Source organism: Alkalibacterium sp. MB6 (assembly GCF_009935905.1).
Lineage (GTDB): Bacteria > Bacillota > Bacilli > Lactobacillales > Carnobacteriaceae_A > Alkalibacterium.
In genome coordinates this window covers 38,906-53,605 of the sequence record NZ_PREX01000013.1, presented here as the reverse complement: position 1 = coordinate 53,605, position 14,700 = coordinate 38,906, and the positions used below count along the sequence as shown (strand labels likewise).

The 14,700-nt window shown below is 37.4% G+C and carries 13 protein-coding genes; all 13 read left to right on the top strand.

What is annotated here, in order from left to right; all coding sequences use genetic code 11:
• Positions 1-4 precede the first annotated feature (4 nt).
• The 13 genes from C3945_RS06565 to C3945_RS06505 all read left to right on the top strand — a co-directional run bounded on the left by C3945_RS06565 (position 5) and on the right by C3945_RS06505 (position 14,656).
• Positions 5-781, top strand: coding sequence for a flagellar hook-basal body protein (locus C3945_RS06565; RefSeq protein WP_161878899.1), 777 nt, complete (start codon positions 5-7; stop codon positions 779-781).
• 26 nt (positions 782-807) lie between these two features.
• Positions 808-1,524: a cell division ATP-binding protein FtsE gene (gene ftsE / locus C3945_RS06560; protein WP_161878898.1), complete on the top strand. Its 717-nt coding sequence runs from the start codon at positions 808-810 to the stop codon at positions 1,522-1,524.
• Positions 1,525-1,680: 156 nt separating this feature from the next.
• Positions 1,681-3,213, top strand: coding sequence for a methyl-accepting chemotaxis protein (locus C3945_RS06555; protein ID WP_161878897.1), 1,533 nt, complete (start codon positions 1,681-1,683; stop codon positions 3,211-3,213).
• A gap of 197 nt (positions 3,214-3,410) precedes the next feature.
• Positions 3,411-5,030 (top strand): putative bifunctional diguanylate cyclase/phosphodiesterase, encoded by a 1,620-nt coding sequence (locus C3945_RS06550; protein ID WP_161878896.1) that lies wholly within the window; start codon positions 3,411-3,413, stop codon positions 5,028-5,030.
• A gap of 386 nt (positions 5,031-5,416) precedes the next feature.
• A complete protein-coding gene (locus tag C3945_RS06545; protein ID WP_161878895.1) occupies positions 5,417-7,006 on the top strand; it encodes a sensor domain-containing diguanylate cyclase in 1,590 nt (529 codons plus the stop codon).
• Positions 6,999-7,424: a type IV pilus modification PilV family protein gene (locus C3945_RS06540; RefSeq protein ID WP_161878894.1), complete on the top strand. Its 426-nt coding sequence runs from the start codon at positions 6,999-7,001 to the stop codon at positions 7,422-7,424. The genes C3945_RS06545 and C3945_RS06540 overlap by 8 nt, the downstream gene beginning before the upstream one ends.
• 5 nt (positions 7,425-7,429) lie before the next feature.
• Positions 7,430-7,891, top strand: coding sequence for a PilW family protein (locus C3945_RS06535; protein WP_161878893.1), 462 nt, complete (start codon positions 7,430-7,432; stop codon positions 7,889-7,891).
• Complete coding sequence (locus C3945_RS06530) at positions 7,869-9,395, top strand: pilus assembly PilX family protein (RefSeq protein WP_161878892.1); 1,527 nt, start codon at positions 7,869-7,871, stop codon at positions 9,393-9,395. Before C3945_RS06535 ends, C3945_RS06530 begins: the two co-directional genes overlap by 23 nt.
• 11 nt (positions 9,396-9,406) lie before the next feature.
• The gene (locus C3945_RS06525) at positions 9,407-11,032 is read left to right on the top strand and encodes a GspE/PulE family protein (RefSeq protein WP_161878891.1); all 1,626 of its coding nucleotides are present in this window, start codon (positions 9,407-9,409) and stop codon (positions 11,030-11,032) included.
• A gap of 12 nt (positions 11,033-11,044) precedes the next feature.
• On the top strand, positions 11,045-12,076 hold the full coding sequence (locus C3945_RS06520) for a type IV pilus twitching motility protein PilT (RefSeq protein WP_161878890.1): 1,032 nt from the start codon (positions 11,045-11,047) through the stop codon (positions 12,074-12,076).
• Between the two features lie 18 nt (positions 12,077-12,094).
• On the top strand, positions 12,095-13,300 hold the full coding sequence (locus C3945_RS06515) for a type II secretion system F family protein (RefSeq protein WP_161878889.1): 1,206 nt from the start codon (positions 12,095-12,097) through the stop codon (positions 13,298-13,300).
• A 202-nt stretch (positions 13,301-13,502) separates the two neighbouring features.
• Positions 13,503-13,847, top strand: a complete 345-nt coding sequence (locus tag C3945_RS06510) for a type II secretion system protein (protein ID WP_161878888.1) — start codon at positions 13,503-13,505, stop codon at positions 13,845-13,847.
• A 53-nt stretch (positions 13,848-13,900) separates the two neighbouring features.
• Entirely contained in the window at positions 13,901-14,656 is a 756-nt protein-coding gene (locus C3945_RS06505; protein WP_161878887.1) for a prepilin peptidase, read from the top strand.
• Positions 14,657-14,700 lie beyond the last annotated feature (44 nt).

Sequence of the window (14,700 nt, the reverse complement as noted above, 5' to 3'; positions counted from 1 at the left end):
AGGGTTGAGAATACCTTATACGATTTCAAGAAACGCGATGCAAGCACAGCAGAATAAAATGAATACCATCGCTCATAATATAGCAAATGTTAACACAATAGGGTTTAAAGAAAGCACCGTTCAATTCACAGAATTGGTACATAATGCTGCTACAGAACAAGATGTTAGGTTATCTCCCGATGCAAACCAAGCCAGCAATGGCGTTGGTATTCGAATCGGTGAAGCCAAACAAACCCATAGTCAAGGGAGCCTTGTAGAATCTTCTGACCCCTTTCATCTATCGGTTGGAGGCGCAGGATTCTTCGGAGTCAGAAATGACGATAACGAATTAATGCTGACAAGAGACGGTGCGTTTCATTTAAATGAACAAAACCAATTGGTTAACGACCGTGGCGATTACCTTGACATGACTGCTTTTATTCCGGTAGAGCAGTGGCAAAAAGATCAATTAGCTGTCGATAAAACAGGAGAAGTAACCATGGTTATGAATGGTCAATCGGTTTTAGTCGGCCAAATCCCGCTTTATATGCCAACAGATTCAGGTGCATTGACACCGGCTGGTGGAAATATGTATCGACTGGCAGAAGGAGCAAACCTCCTCAATTCAGCTGAGAACCCTGAGTCCTTTGGGCAACTCTTAAGTGGATACACAGAAGGGTCCAATGTTGATTTAGCTCAGAGCTTTACTGACATGATTATGACTCAAAGAGCATACGCCATGAATGCAAAAGTTGTCCAGAGTATAGACGAGATTTACTCACTCATTAATCAGTTTAATTAAGAGTGATGGACTGAAGGAGATAGAAGATGATTCGATTAAAACAAGTCTCAAAAACATACAAAAATAAAGTGACTGCCTTAACGGACATTTCGTTGACTATTGATCAAGGAGAATTTGTTTACTTAGTCGGTCAAAGTGGTTCTGGTAAGTCATCCTTGATGAAGTTACTATATGGGAAAGAATACCCAACTCAAGGTTATGTTGTTGTCGGTTCGCGAGTCGTTAACCAGATAAAGGCGAATCATCTCCATCTATTAAGAAGAGAAGTTGGTATTGTTTTTCAAGAGTTTCATTTATTGCCTCAAAAAACCGTGTATGAAAACGTTGCTTACGTATTAGAAGTAACGGGTCATTCGACTGCATCTATTGAAGAAAAAGTAATGGATGCTTTAACGACTGTTGGCTTAAAACACAAAGCATTGGATTTCCCTTCCCAATGTTCTGGTGGCGAACAACAGCGTGTAGCTATTGCTCGAGCGATAGTCCATCGTCCGGGAATTTTAATCGCTGATGAACCAACAGGAAATCTGGATCCGAAAACGGGTTATGATATGTTAAAGCTTTTGCATAAAATCAATAAAACGGGAACGACCGTCATTATGGCTACTCATGATTACTCCTTTGTCGAGCGGATGCCTTCTCGAGTCATTGAGTTGAATAAAGGAAAAATAAAAAGTGACCGGTCAAAAAATCACACGTTACTTTTATATAGCATGAAAACGGGCGACTACTTTGTCGTCTAATACAATAAACCCAATTACAGGACACAACCTGTAATTGGGTTTATTTGTCTTTAGATTAACTCCTGTCAACTGGATAAAAAATGTAAAGCGCTCTTAATTGTTTAGTTTGTTAGCCGATAATACTAATTAGGAAGTATATTGAAAGGTGGAAATCGAATGAAGCTAGCTGCACTACCCATCCAGACAGAAAAGAGGGTCGAGAAGGGACCTTTATCTCTGAAGGAAAATTACAATCAGAAAGCCACACGTATTCTTACATATTTAATTATTGGCATGGTGATAGCTGCTTATCCCGTTATTTATTTATTCTCAAGGCTCGATTGGCTTACATACGAGAGTTTTATCTCTTTTGTTTCTTATACACTTATCGTTTTAGTTTTACTCTTTCTAAGTCTTAAGCTAACTGGAAAACGACAGTCTGGCAAATTTATTGCGGTTACTTTAATGTATGCTTTACCGTTGATGATAGCTTCGACACTGTATACACAAACAGTTTGGAGTGTCTTGTTTCTTTATGTTATTCTCTCAACGATTTACTTAGACAAACGAATTTTTCTTTTGTCCAGTGTGCTTGGTCTGGCTAATTTAGGAGCCCTTATTGTGTTTAATTTAATGGCTATAGCCAATCCTGTTGAGTATAGCATCATGGGTGTTTTATATGTGTTCAGTTTAGTCGCTACTGGAGTCGTCGTTTTTAATGGTGACAAACTGATTCAACAAATTGAGAAGGCTATATATGAATCAGATAACCAATCCCTAGAGTTAACTCAACTCATTAATACTGCCAGCAGTACGGCCCGTCAGCTACATACTAGTTCAGAAACATTGGAATCAACAAGTACATCAATCGAAGCTGCGTCAAAAGAAGTCACACGAGCCATCGAAGACATGTCCGAATCCACTAGTATTCAAGCAGAAGACACGGAAAAAGGTGCTGAAAAGGTTGTTGAATTAGGTAAATTACTCCAAATTCACTCTAAACATATGGTTGAATTAACGCAGAAAACACGCGAAGCCAATACCTTAAGAGAAACCAGTATGAATAACATGACATCATTGACTGAAAATACTGAACAAAGTATCGAAAATGTCAGAGAAATTGAAACAATGATCCGATCAACTTCTAATTCAGTCGAAAAAATAGAGCTAGCATCTGCTGAAATAGCAAGTATCTCAGAGCAAACGAACCTGTTAGCATTGAACGCATCTATTGAAGCTGCTCGTGCTGGAGAAGAGGGAAGAGGTTTTGCCGTCGTAGCTGAAGAAATTCGTAAGCTAGCGGAACAGTCTAATCAATTTAATGAAGAGATTGTTGATGTCATTAGCAATTTGACCAATCAAGCTAAGGAAGCAGTTGGATCTGTAAACGTCTTGCGGTCTATTACAATTGACCAACAAAATAGTTTGGATGATACAAATAACCAGTTTGATTCCTTATCAAAAGCGATTTTAACCCTGCAATCTGTTATTTTTGCTGTGGCAGAAGTCGGAGACAATATGAAAGAACAGACAGAAGAACTGATTACGGTCATGCAGAATCTTTCAGCGACTTCTGAGGAAAATGCCTCAACCATAGAGGAAATTTCTGCATCACTAGTGACAACGCATAATGATTTCGCCTTAATTTCTAAAGAGCTACATGATATGACTCAACAAGTGATTGAATTGGAAGAGGCTATCGAAAAGTGACAGAAATGAGTATAAAGACACATTTTTTCTAATTACCTAAGTATTTTCTTCTTTAGTATTATATAATGCACTTACTTACACGGAGATAGTGGCTAAGTGAAGGTTTAATATCGGAAGAGAATAACAGAGCTATACAGAGAATGATACTCATAGTTAATGGGTTTCTTTCAATAATTATCTAAGGAGTATTTATTTATATGATAACAGTCCTGATAAATCTAAACCTACCTTTGCACCACTCGCTTAAAGCCAATACTATCATTCAATTGTTATTATTGTTCTTAATCTTGCTGGCTGCTTATCAAGTGAGTCGCATGAGAAACAATGAAAAATACATCCTTGGGCTTTTACCTGTTAATCTTGACTTGACGAAGAAAGATGGACCTGGAATAAAAAAGCCAACTGCTAAATCATGGATTAAAAAGCTTCAAAGTAAATACAGAAAATTGAGTAAAAAAGAAAAAGAGTTATTGGAAGTTGTTAACCGTAAGCAAGAAGAGTTACATCAAGTAACGTATTTTGATATTCTGACTCAATTGCCCAATCGAACGAAAATGACGGAAGAATTTGAAAAACGACTCAATAATCATACAGAATGCTCTAAATACGGAGCGACGGAAGACATTGCTATATATATATTGGATATTGACCGTTTCAGAACGATAAATGAGTTGTACGGAAGACATGCTGGGGATCAAGTACTGATAAAAGTTACAGAGCGTTTAAGAAACCTTCTAGGGGAAGAAGCCATTATAGCACGAGAGAGCGAAGACGAAATATTTATTATGCTTGACTGTGGCACCGAGGCGTCTTGTAAAGAAACAGGTCGAGCGATTGTTGATCTGTTTACCCAACCGTTTAAAGTTGAAGAGTCAACATTTTATGTTACGGCTAGTATAGGTATCAGCCGTTACCCAGACAATGCGCAAGACATGGAAGCTCTTCTCCAACAAGCTGAAATAGCCATGTACAAGGTGAAGCGGTCTGGAAAAAACAACTTCCACTTGTTTGAAGCGAGTGATGCGGCTGCCATTGAAAGAAAACGCCGAATTGAGTTTGGCCTAAAAGAAGCATTAGCCAAAAATGAATTGTATTTGGCTTATCAGCCGAAAGTCATAATGGAGACGGAAGAAATGTATGGCGTCGAAGCCTTGCTTAGATGGGAGCACCCTATTTTAGGGACTGTTCCTCCAATGGAGTTTATTCCTGTAGCTGAAGAAGCCGGGATTATTAATGAAATTGGTTACTGGGTCATACATGAAGCCGTTCGACAAACGAAAGTGTGGCAAGAGAAGAATTTATTTTTACATATTTCTGTCAACGTTTCTGCCTTACAGTTAGAGGATCAATATTTTGGAAACAAAGTTAAAAACGTTTTAGAATTGTACGATCTCGATCCGTCTTACTTTATTGTTGAAATAACAGAGAGTGTGATGACAAAAGGTGAACAAGCTAATCGTATCATTCAAGAGTTACACGGATATGGCATTAAGGTTGCCATAGATGACTTTGGGACAGGGTATTCTTCTTTGAGTGTATTGAATAATGTATTAGTTGATATGGTTAAGATTGATAAATCTTTCATTGATCACATTGCCAGCAAATCAAATACAGCTTCTTTGGTAAAAACAATGATTCAAATGGGTAAAAGTTTAGATTTTAAAATCATTGCCGAAGGTATTGAAACGATTGAGCAATTAGACTTTCTTAGAGAAAATCTTTGCGAGTATGGTCAAGGTTACTATTTCAGTAAACCTGTTACGCCATGTGAAATTCTCAATCTATCTGCTGATAATAACGCTATGAAGATGATTTAATCTTCATAGCGTTATTTAGCCATATTAGTGAACAATTTATTACAAGTTATTATGAATAAATACTCACTTAATACAATTAGCATTAATTAATACCCTAACCTGTATATAGTGTACAAAAAGACCTGAAACTGGTGACGAAGCTGAAAATATCTCTAATTACGAATAATTGACTATGCCTAAAAAGAACTATAAACTAATAATAGAACTTAAATTCTAATTAATTATTCATAAAAGTGGTGGAGGCAAAGACAATGGTGTCAGAAAGAAAAAAAAGAAACGTATGGCTTACATATTTAATCATTACTCCAATAATTTATTACTTATCATACACTTTAGCCCCTCACACTCATTCTTTATTAACTATTGAGTTCGGACTGTTTTTGCTGATGGGAATACTTGTAGCTTGGTACCCAATTAAAACGGAGCACTCGATTTTGTTCTTAATTAACGGCGTGTCAATAGCTGCCTTAGTCGTTTTCGGACTAGTTGGTGAAATCATTGTCTCCAGCTTTTCATTGGTGGCACTTATGATTAAAAATGATATTAAAAGAGATGAACATTACCGTTATCCATTAAATTTGCTCATGTTTCAATTTATATCTGTTTTTTCGGCCATAGCCTATTATGTTGTAGATGGATTAATATCGGATCCACTATCTAATCGAATTAGTTTTATGGCAATCGTCGCCTATATGATAGCTGATATAGTCGCTAATCAAATCGCTATGTACTTAATTGAAAGTAAATTTTATAACAAAGAAACGGTCACATTTATTGATGAAGATTTTCGCTTCGCAATAATTACCAGCATGTTCATTGTGCCATTATCCTTTATATTGATTTATTTATATCAAGAACTAGCTATTAATGGTATTTTAATTGGTTCATTGCCCTTCATCACGGTAACGATAGGTGTCAATATCTACTCAAAAAGTAAGGAGAGTAACAATTATCTAAAAGAAGTGAATAAGTTCTCTCAATCTTTAAATGAGAAGAAAAATGTTAATGAAGTCATTGATACCTATTTATACTCGTTGCTTTCTGTCTTTCCTTCTGACGGCTTATCCTATTTCTCTTTAACAAGTAAGGATGAAGCTGTTCGTGAACGCTTATATTCAAAAGAGCATGGACTACAGTTGGTAGAGGAGCTCTTTCCTATATCGGACAAGTCAATTATAAGTAGAGCAGCAAGAAGCAGCGAGATACTTTGTTTTGACAGAAGTTCAGAATGGAAAACAAATTGTTTACGAGACATTGACTATATTGCTGAAAGTGCTTTAGTTTTGCCTGTGAAAAATCAAGATCAAATAGTCGGTATCATTTTATTAAGCCATAAAACAAAGAATATGTATAGCGAGTTAATCGTTTCTCTAATTAACCTTTTTCATCAATATTTTACAGTAGCCTTAGATAATGCATTTCAATATGAAGCCCTTGAAGCACATGCTGAAACGGATTACTTAACCGGCCTGGCTAACCTCAAAGGCTTTGCTAAAAAGCTAGAAAAAACAATGAACAGCGATTCTGTGGAAACATTCTCTCTTATTGTCTTAGACTTGGATAAATTTAAGAAAGTTAATGACTGTTACGGTCATCAAGCAGGAAATGAAGTCTTAACACAAGTATCTAAATTATTGGCTACTTATATGACTGATGACACCTGTGTTGCCAGATTTGGAGGAGAAGAATTTGTCATTCTCTTGCCGAATTATACGAAATTACAAGCTTGGGAATTTGCGGAAACCTTAAGAGCGAGACTGGAGCAGTTACCCTTGACCATCAAACAATCCATTCATTCCACTGAAGAAGTCACTCTTTCAGTCACTGCGAGTTTCGGTTTATCTAATTATCCAACAGATAGTAAAGATACAGATGTGTTACTCACCTTAGCTGATAGAGCAATGTACATCGGATCCAAACAAAAAGGAAGGAACCGAGTCACTGCAGCCCGCAAAGGGGGCAGAGAATATGCATAAACAGTTAATTGAAAATGAAGACGGCGTGACATTGGTAGAGCTGCTAGCCGCTCTGGCCATATTAGCAATCATCGTGACATCCTTTTTAGCCTTCTTTATTCAATCCGCTAAAACATCTAGTCAAGCGAGTGACGTTAACGAAGCTACTTTTTTAGCCCAACAGCAAATGGAAGAAGTGGTTTATTATTCATCTAACTTTACGTTTAAAGAAACCGAGAGTGGGTTAGGGTTGTTAACAGATTCGGGTATTTATTTTAAGAAGACATCTGTTGATGGCTACTTAATTAGAACGGAACTATCTAAAGATAATAGCGAAACGTTTAAAGATGCAGAGCTTTACAAAGTACTCATCACAGTTTACGAAGGAAGCACATTGAGAGCTCAGATGGAAAACCGATTGCCATTCAATAAGGAATGATAAAAATGAAGCGATACTTGAAAAAAGAAGATGGCATTACCTTAATTGAACTATTGGCCAGTATAACCATATTGTCTGTCGTTATACTATTAGTCGGCTCTGTTCATCTGTTTGGGCAAAGGCAATTCGTGAGCCAGACTGAATCCAATAGACAAGCCAATGACTTAAGGTATAGTTTAGCGATGATATCTAGGGATGTTCGTTCAGCAAATGACTTTGAACTTGTGGCAAGTCATCATATTGTAGTAGATGAAGTCAGTTATAAAAAAGAAGGCTCAACTTTACTGAGAAATGGTTCAATTCTAAGTAATCGTGTCGGACAATTTGAGGTCGTTCCAAGTAAGGATCAAACTGATACCTATGTCATTACCATTGCAAGCAGTTCAAATGATTTAAACCAAAGCGAAAGATACTCCACAACCATTTACCTCAGGAGGGGTTCAAATGTTCAAGCGACTGAAGAATAGATTCTTACATGACGAAGAAGGCAGTGGTTTAATTATAGCCCTCATGACACTCATGGTACTTTCAGTGCTAGGAGTGTCATTAGGGACGATAACGATTAGCGGTTATAAGATGAGTGACACGAACCGCGATTCATCATCAGCTTATTACATAGCAGAAGCAGGAGCTAATATGGCTTATGAGGAGATGGTAGAACTCGTTAATGAGGCATATCCAATAAGTACTTCTAAAGAATCTTTCTTTCTGTTATTAGAGAAAAAAATTAATGAGAAAATTAATGGGAACAAGTATACAGATTTTGCTAAACAGTTCGGTGAAAGTCCTTTGGCATTGATAGAATTAGATGGATTAACAGGCGATAATCCAAGAACTGTAAAAGTATTATCAACTGGAAAAGTTGGAAATAATACCCGATTAGTAGAGAAAAAAGTTGATATAACTTGGCATGATAAAAACACTGGAATTAGTTTTCCCCCAATACCGTTAAATGCTGCAATAGTGGTGAAAAATAAGCTAGAATTGACAGGTGGAGCATCTATACATGGAGATGTACATATCGACTCTTTAAGTTCTGAAGCTATTTATATCGACGGAGGAGCGAGTATTTATAATGGTGCAACTTTTCATCACCCGTCAGCCAATGGAAACAGTTTATTCCGCTTGCCAGATCATTATGGACGTAAAGATCAATTGATAATAAATAGTAGAGCAGCACCTTTACCGTGGGAACAATATGAAAATATTAGCAATCAGTTTCCCGAAATACCCATATTTCCTTATATATCTAATAAAAGTATATCCGATACAAGGGGACACAATCATCATCAAGTTCAAAGAAATGGCGATCTTCGTATAAATAATTATTTAGCAAATGGTTATCCTTTTAATAAGGAAAATAATTATAATAATGTTTCAATAAGGACAATGACAATTACAGAGAACAATAGGTTGAAAATAAATACTAATGGGAAAGATTTATCAATTGTTGTTGAACATTTTGACATTTCTAACGGACATATAGATATTGTAGGAAACGGATCAGTCACGTTTTATGTGACTGACAAGATATCTTTTGGATCAGGTAGTACTATAAATAAAGACGGCAGAGAAAATCAAGTAAAAATATATTATGCTGGTAGTCATTCTGTAAATATGGGAGGGTCTCAGCATCTAAATGGATCGATATTTACGAAAAGATCTTCTATAGATATAGGAAGTGGAGCGAGCGTCAAAGGCGTCATCGTAGTTGGAGGTAATTCTGTTAAGTTCAGTGGAGGAACACATTCTAATACTTTCTTGATTGCTCCTAAAGCGAATCTAATAGTTGAAGGTGGAGCAACAATATCTGGAATTGTTATTTCTGAGAAGGCTGTATTATCCGGAGGAACAAAAATTGAGTATAAAGCTTATGATTTTAATAAGTTTCCATTTACAATCAGCAATTCTAGACCAGAACCTGGTGAGAGTGACTTGATTAGCTCGCAACCCACTATAGAAGCAAGATAAGGAGGGACAACATGCCTGTACAAAAACGAAAAAAACTAGGTGATTTACTCAAAGAATCCGGTTTAATCACTGAATTCCAAATTGTTGAAGCTCTTGAACAGAAAAAAGATAATCAAAAATTAGGCGATGCATTGGTTGAACAAGGGTACATTACTGAGAAACAATTACTTGATGTTTTAGAAATTCAATTAAAACTACAAAGTGTGTCTCTCTACCAGTATCCAATCGATCAAACCTTAATCGAATTAGTTTCAAAAGACTTTGCACGCTCGAATTTACTATTGCCAGTTAGAAAAGAGAATGCTCGATTAATCGTTGCGATGCATGACCCTCTGGATTTCTTTGCAATAGAAGATTTAGAATTATCAACTGGATACTCTGTGCAGCCGGTTATTGCGGCAAAGGACGACATTTTACAGACGATTAACCGGTTGTACGATAGCAACGATGTAAATGTGGAAGACATTGCAGGTGAAGATGCACCGGCAGTCAGAATATTTGATCAATTGCTTGAAACAGGCGTAGCGATGCATGCATCAGATATCCACTTGGATCAACAAGAAACTACCGTAACAGTAAGGTACCGGGTAGATGGCGTTTTGAGAAATGACCGCACGTTACCTAAATCATTGATGAGTTCCTTAGTCGCTAGAATTAAGATTTTAGCTGGTTTAAACATTACCGAAACGCGTTTGCCACAAGATGGACGGATCAGTACTGTAGTGATTGATAAGAAAATTAACTTACGTGTAGCCACACTTCCAACGGTATTTGGTGAAAAAGTAGTTATACGAATTCTTGATATGTCTAATGTCTTCAATAAAGTAGCAGATATTGGTTTACAGGAAGACACCTTAAAAGCGTATCAACAATTAATTGAACAACCTTCTGGTTTGATTTTAATTACTGGACCTACTGGGTCGGGTAAATCATCAACCTTATACGGTTCAATCAATGAGTTAAACAGTCCCAACATTAACATCATTACGGTGGAAGATCCGGTTGAGTTCCAACTGGAAGGAATCAACCAGGTTCAAGTAAACAGCGCCATTGGCTTAACCTTTGCGACAGGTCTACGTTCCATCTTAAGACAAGACCCGAATATTATTATGGTCGGAGAAATAAGGGACAGAGAAACAGCTGAAATTAGTATTCGGGCCTCGTTAACGGGGCACTTAGTATTTAGCACCTTGCACACAAATAGTGCAATCGAAGCGATTCCTCGTTTATTCGATATGGGAGTTGAACCGTATTTGGTTGTCTCGTCTCTTAGTGGAGTCATGGCTCAACGATTGGTTAAAACTGTCTGTAAGGATTGTGCAGAAACACGTAAAGCAAGCCCAATTGAAAAGGAAATCTTTGAGAGAAGACATCAGACGATTGAAGAAGTGACCGTTGGCAAAGGTTGCGACCGCTGTAGACACACCGGTTATCGTGGCCGTATGGCGATTCACGAACTAATCGTTGTAGATGATTCAGTGAAGCAACTCATGATGGAGCAAGCGTCTATGCAAAAAATTAAACAGCACGTGAAAGATAAAGGTGTTCGGTTTTTAATTGATGACGGCTTAGAAAAAGTTAGACAAGGTAAAACAACCATCGAAGAAGTGCTCCGAGTGGCTTCTTTAGATGAATAGAGGAGCACGTATATGGAAAGATTAAATCAACTGCTTATTGCGGCCAATTACAAAGATGCGTCAGATGTCCATTTAGTCGCTGGCTCTCCTCCAGTTTTTCGAATTAATGGAACCTTAACTCCGCAGAAGCAAGACAAACTGATGCCGGAAGATATTTATATAATGGCCAAGGCTATATTAAATGATAAATTGTGGGATCATCTGCAAGATAAACGTGAAGTGGATTTGTCCTACGGTATAGCTGGAGTTTCTCGTTTTAGGGTAAACATTTTTTATCAAAGAAACGCCTTATCTATGGCTTTTCGAGTCATCCCTCGAGAGATTCCATCATTAGACAGCTTAGGGTTGCCTAGGCAACTAAAAGAATTGGTTGGAAAACCACATGGCTTAATCTTGGTGTCTGGACCAACAGGGAGCGGCAAAAGTACTTCGCTCGCTTCGATGATTGACTACATGAATCAAGAGATGAATCGACATATTATTACATTGGAAGACCCCATTGAATACTTGCATTCACACAATAAATCGATTATTGAACAAAGAGAAGTCGGTTTTGATACCTTATCCTTTAAAGAAGGACTAAGAGCGAGCTTGCGACAAGATCCTGATGTTATTTTAGTAGGAGAATTAAGAGACTTTGAAACAATTTCAACGGCTATCACAGCTGCAGAAACGGGTCACTTAGTTTTAGGAACCTTACATACTCAAGATACGACTGGCACGATTGACCGAATTATTGATGTGTTTCCTGCTCATCAAAAGAACCAGATACGTTCCATGCTAGCGAACGTCTTGCTTGGTGTTTTATCTCAACGTCTTTTCCCAACCATTAACCGTACCGGGAGAGTCGCTGCAAGTGAATTACTAATTAATAACCCTGCGATAAAGAACTTAATTCGCAATGAAAAAATGCATCAGATTCCAAATATCTTACAAACAGCAAGAGACCAAGGGATGCATACGATGGAAATGAGTATGAAGCAATTGATTCAAGAAGGGCAAATCAGTCAATTGGAATTGCTGCCTTTCATTAGCGGGCTATAACCGGAAAGGAGCATGTCTGTGGCAACTTATGCATATAAAGCAAAGTCTAAAGATGGGAAAACCATTAAAGGACGGATCGAGAGTTATTCAAAAAAAGAAGCATTGAATGAGTTAAACCAGATGAATTTAATTGTTTTTAATGTCGAACCGTTAAACTCCATCCTATATAAAGATATTGTGATTGGCACACCGTTAAAGCAAAAACAATTTGTTCTGTTCTTAAGACAGTTTGCGACCTTGATTGAAGCAGGTATTTTGCTAGTGGACGCCATTGTCTTACTAGCAGAACAGACCGATAGTAAACCTCTAAAAGAAGCTTTAGAAACCCTCTCTGTTGATTTACAAGAAGGGATTCCTTTATCAGAAGCGATGAAAGCATATCCTAAACTGTTTCCAGATTTGCTGGTTCAAATGATTCACTCCGGAGAAGTGAGCGGACAGTTAGAAGATGTATTGGACCGCATGGCTACTTATTACGAGAAACAGCACCGTATTAAACAAAAAGTATCAACGGCTTTAACGTATCCAATAGTGGTAGCAAGTTTTGCCATTATTATAACGGTCTTTTTGTTAATCGCTATTGTTCCAATTTTTGGTGATATGTTTGCTTCCTTTGGATCGGAACTACCACTGATTACTCAATTAGTACTAGGCTTAAGTCAATTCATCCAACGATTTTGGTGGATCTTTGTCCTCTTACTCATTGCTTTAGTGGTTACTTTTAATTATATGAAGAAAAAAGAGCATACAGCCTATTACTTGGATAAATTAGCTTTAAAAATTCCAGTTATAGGTGTCTTCATTCAGAAAGCCACAATGGCTCGAATGACTCAGACTTTAAGCTCCCTAATCAGTAGTTCTGTCCCCATACTTCAAGCAGTAGATGTTACCAGTCAAGTGGTTGGGAATAGAGTGGTAAGAGAAGTGCTTGATGAAAGTAAGAAGTCTTTAGAACAAGGCGAATCTTTAGCAAAACCAATGGAAGAACACTGGGTCTTTCCACCCTTAATTAGTCAAATGATTCGAGTGGGGGAATCGAGTGGGGCACTAGACGACATGCTCAAAAAAGTAGCGGACGTCTATGATCAAGAAGTCGAAGAAGCGTCTGACAAACTTCAGTCACTAATTGAACCAATACTCATCATTTTCCTTGCAGTTATCGTTGGTTTTATCGTCTTATCTATAGTCGTTCCAATGTTCAGTTTATTCGACACAATTCAATAAAAATACATGAAAGTTGGTGATAACGTATTGTAAGAAGATTCGTTTAGTATTATAATTATGCCAGTAGGAGATGCTATAAACGCTTTAAGTTAGTACATATGCATCAAATACTAATTGTAGACATGTAACTTTATTCATGTTTAGAAACATCATTATGTGCTAAATAGAGAATAATCGACTAATATCAAGGAGGAAAAATCAAATGAGAAACAAATTGAAGCAACTGATGAATAAAGAAGAAGGATTTACACTGGTTGAGTTACTAGCCGTAATCGTTATTTTAGGAATTATTGTGGCCATTGCTATACCAGCTATAGGTAATTTAATAAGCGGCGCAACGACTGATGCTCAAGCTGCAGACGAAGCACTTGTGTTGGATGCTGCAAGATTGTATAGAGTTGATAATCCGACCGCTAGTGAAGTGAATGAATATCAATTGCAAGAGGCTGGTTTTTTAGAAACAAGAAACGGTGAAGAATTAACTTCTACTGAGACAGGTAGAACAATTACCTTTGACACAAATGGAAGAGCAACTTTCAAGGAATAATATAATTTAAGGCCCGCTTGCGGGCCTTTCATTCTACATAGGAGATTAAACAGATGACAGGACTTTTTAGCTTTTTCTTTTTCATATACGGACTGGTTTTCGGATCGTTCTTCAACGTGGTCGGCTTGCGGGTTCCTAGTAAGACGTTGTTTTCACAGACGCGGTCTTATTGTGACACGTGTAACCGCACGCTTAGGTGGACAGAACTGATACCGGTTGTGTCGTATGTTTTTCAAAGAGGAAAATGCCGAACGTGTCATCAACGGATCTCACCGCTTTATCCGATTATGGAGTTATTGACCGGTCTTTTATTTTTCATGACGTATTATTATTATGGCATATCATGGCATATGGCTTTGGGCTTACTGTTGATTGCCCTCATTATTCCTATCACCGTTTCAGACATTGTTTACCGTAAAATCCCTAATCAACTCTTGCTTCTGTCTGTACCCATATTTTTCATATACCGTTTTTTCTTTCCTTTAGTCCCTTACTGGTCTTCCTTTCAAGGCGCATTATTAGCCTTTGCCTTAGTCTTTTCGATTATTTTGTTATCAAAAGGTGGAATGGGAGCAGGGGATTTGAAATACTTTACCTTGCTGGGCTTTATCTTAGGTTGGCAGCAGTTTTTACTTTTATTTTTCTTGTCCACTCTATATGGAGCTTTGTATGGTTCTTTAATAATGGTAATCAAAAAGGCTTCAAGAAAGTCACGAATCCCATTTGGTCCCTTTATCGGCATGGCAGCTATGACCGTTTACTTTTATGGTGAGCCACTCATTAATTGGTATTGGAATTTATTTAGTTAATGTTACTCGTATCCCTGTCTCTCACGTCTGTTGTTTGGAGGAAC